The following is a 1,179-nucleotide window of genomic DNA, read 5'->3' as shown; positions in this document are numbered from 1 at the left end:
GGCAAGGGCAAGCTGACGGCGCGCGAGCGGCTGGAGCTGTTGCTGGACGAGGGCTCGTTCGAGGAGTTCGACATGTTCGTCGAGCACCGGGCGACGGACTTCGGGATGGCCGACCAGAAGGTGGCCGGCGACGGGGTGGTGACCGGCTGGGGCAATATCAACGGCCGGCTGGTGTTCGTGTTCTCCAAGGACTTCACGGTTTTCGGCGGGAGTTTGTCGAACGCCCATGCGCGCAAGATCGTCAAGGTGCAGGAACAGGCCCTGAAGGTCGGCGCCCCGATCATCGGCCTGTTCGACGCCGGCGGGGCGCGGATCCAGGAGGGGGTGGACGGGCTGGCGGGCTATGCCGACATCTTCCTGCAGAACACCCTGGCCTCCGGCGTGATCCCGCAGATCAGCGTGATCATGGGGCCTTGCGCGGGCGGCGACGTCTATTCCCCGGCGATCACCGACTTCATCTTCATGGTGAAGGACACCTCCTACATGTACGTCACCGGCCCCGACGTGGTGCGCACCGTGACCCATGAGGAGGTGACCCACGAGGAGCTGGGCGGCTACCGGGTGCACGCCATCAAGTCGGGGGTGGCCGACGGGGCCTTCGAGAACGACCTGGAGGCGCTGACCCAGGTGCGACGGCTGGTGGACTTCCTGCCGCTCTCCAACCGCGACAAGCCGCCGGTGCGCCAGAGCTACGACGATCCTCAGAGGGAAGAGCCGTCGCTGGACACCCTGATCCCGGCCAACCCCAACAAGCCCTACGACATGAAGGAGCTGATCCTGAAGGTGGTCGACGAGGCCGACTTCTTCGAGATCGCCGACGGCTTCGCCAAGAACATCATCTGTGGCTTCGGCCGCATCGACGGCCAGCCGGTGGGGATCGTCGCCAACCAGCCGCAGGTGCTGGCCGGGGTCTTGGACATCGATAGCTCGCGCAAGGCCGCGCGCTTCGTGCGCTTCTGCGACGCCTTCGAGATCGCCCTGGTGACCTTCGTCGACGTGCCGGGCTTCATGCCGGGCACCAAGCAGGAGCAGGGCGGTCTGATCCGCCACGGGGCCAAGCTGCTGTTCGCCTATGCCGAGGCCACGGTGCCGAAGATCACCCTGATCACCCGCAAGGCCTATGGCGGGGCCTATGACGTGATGAGCTCCAAGCACCTGCGCGGCGACGTCAACTATGCC

Annotated in this window: 1 protein-coding gene; it reads left to right on the top strand. The window is 66.1% G+C overall.

The window, feature by feature from the left end; genetic code table 11:
* On the top strand, positions 1-1,179 hold a 1,179-nt coding region (locus Q8Q88_RS12345), incomplete at both ends, for an acyl-CoA carboxylase subunit beta (protein WP_305675490.1).

The organism is Phenylobacterium sp. (assembly GCF_030697925.1).
Classification (GTDB): Bacteria; Pseudomonadota; Alphaproteobacteria; order Caulobacterales; family Caulobacteraceae; genus Phenylobacterium.
Note: the sequence above shows the minus strand (reverse complement) of the source record. Positions and strands in the feature narration are given on the sequence as shown.